Source organism: Dietzia sp. SYD-A1, from assembly GCF_015356725.1.
Lineage (GTDB): Bacteria > Actinomycetota > Actinomycetes > Mycobacteriales > Mycobacteriaceae > Dietzia.
The window spans coordinates 1-1691 of sequence record NZ_JADDKI010000328.1 but is presented as its reverse complement, the minus strand read 5'-3'; the positions used below and the strand labels follow the sequence as shown (position 1 = coordinate 1691).

Below are 1691 nucleotides of genomic sequence, written 5' to 3'. Positions count from 1 at the left end.
ACCCAGACGGTCAGGTCCGGCGACGGCGCCGCCGGCGCGACCTCGGCGCGACCGTCCTCGCGCACTCCCCGCGGCCAGAACCGGACCAGGTCCGGATCCGCCCAGTCCGCGGCCGCGAACCCCTCTCGCTCCGCGACCCCGGCCAAGACGGGCGCGAAGGGCACGAAGGGCGCCAAAGGCACTGCCAGGCCCGGTTCCACGCCGGGTGGGAAGCCCACGTCGAAGATGCCCGGTTCGAAGGGGACAGGAAACAAGGGGACAGGGACCAAGAACCCCCGGGGAGGTCGCGGGGGAGGACGGCACCCACGGAACGGTCAACGCCTGCGGACGGTGCTCGAGACCTCCGCCGGCGGCCTCGTGGTGCGTGGTCTCGGACAGGCGGCCGCGGCCGGCGCGGAGCCGGACCTCTCCCGTCTCGAGGTCGCTCTGATCGGGCGCCTCGACCGGCGGGGCCGCATGCTGTGGTCGATGCCCAAGGGCCACATCGAACCGGGTGAGACCGTGGAGGAGACCGCCCGTCGCGAGGTCCTGGAGGAGACCGGCGTGGACGGGACCGTGCTGGCCCCGCTCGGCACCATCGACTACTGGTTCGTCGCCGAGGGCCGGCGCATCCACAAGACGGTCCATCACCATCTCATCCGCTACGACCACGGCGAGCTGTGCGACGAGGACCCGGAGATCACCGAGGTCGAGTGGGTCGCCTTCGATCACCTACCCCGGCGGCTCGCCTATCCGGACGAACGGCGGCTCGTGGAGTCCGCGCGGTCCCTCCTACCGGATCTGGCGCGCGCCGAGCTGGCGGGTAGATCCCCGGTGGCGCAGACCTCGCAGGTCGTGGACCCGTCCCGGCGCGCGGGCGGCCCCGCACCGGTCCGTCGATCCACGACCTCCGGGTCGCCCGGGGCGGCGGCCGGGCGGCGGACCGGAACAACCCCCGGGAACGGTGACGGGCCCCCCCGGGACGATCCGGAGGACTCTCGGCCGTGAACCGGTGGCCGGGTGGGCGGCTCGTCCGGGCGGTCGTCCCGGCGTCGTTGTGCGCGGCGCTGGTCTCGGCCCCGCTGTGGGGTGTCCAGCCGGTCCGCGCGCTCACCCCCGAACAGGCGATCGACGCGGGGTACGTCCCCAACCCGGCGCCGGCCCTCGCACGGATCACGATCGATGACATCACGCCCCGCGTCCTGGACGGCGCCGGGGCCGGCGGGCAGCTGGCCGTCGGCACGGAGGCCGGGGTCCCCACCGTCACCGTCTCGGGAACGATCATCAACGTCGGTGACGTCCCGCTCGAGTCGGTGGACGTCCGGCTCCAACGAGGCCCGCGCTCTCCCGACGCCGAGTCCGTCCGCGAGCCCCTCGTGTGGTCGGAGCCGTCGTTCCCCGTGCAGGGGGATTTCCTCCGGGCGGCGGTGAGCCTCGCCCCCGGGGAGTCGGTGCCCTACCGGGTCTCACTGCCCGCGCGGGAGATCCCCGGTGATCCCGGTCCGGACCTGCAAATCACCGAGCCGGGCGTCTATCCGCTCCTCGTCAACGTCAACGGCACGCCGGAGGGCGGGTCGCCGGCGCGCCTCGACGACGCCCGGACCCTGATCCCCGTCCTCCAGGCCCCACCTCCCGCGCCGATACCGGGTGTCGACGACGAGGTGGGCGCCGCTGCGCCGGCGGATGCGCCGGCCCCGGCACCGGTCCCGCTC

At 74.4% G+C, this 1691-nt stretch carries 2 protein-coding genes and 1 pseudogene; 2 read left to right on the top strand and 1 reads right to left on the bottom strand.

Annotation, left to right across the window (positions count from 1 at the left end; all coding sequences use genetic code 11):
• Nucleotides 1–254, bottom strand: a 254-nt coding sequence (locus IY392_RS13010) for a hypothetical protein (RefSeq protein ID WP_194861442.1), incomplete at its 3' end; no start/stop codon positions are given.
• A 76-nt stretch (nucleotides 255–330) separates the two neighbouring features.
• Here IY392_RS13010 and IY392_RS13005 point away from each other — a divergent pair.
• Together IY392_RS13005 and IY392_RS13000 are read left to right on the top strand one after the other, a co-directional pair.
• Nucleotides 331–987: an NUDIX hydrolase gene (locus IY392_RS13005; protein WP_194861441.1), complete on the top strand. Its 657-nt coding sequence runs from the start codon at nucleotides 331–333 to the stop codon at nucleotides 985–987.
• Nucleotides 984–1691: pseudogene (locus IY392_RS13000) on the top strand (hypothetical protein); the annotation flags it as partial. The gene IY392_RS13005 and the pseudogene IY392_RS13000, both read left to right, overlap by 4 nt.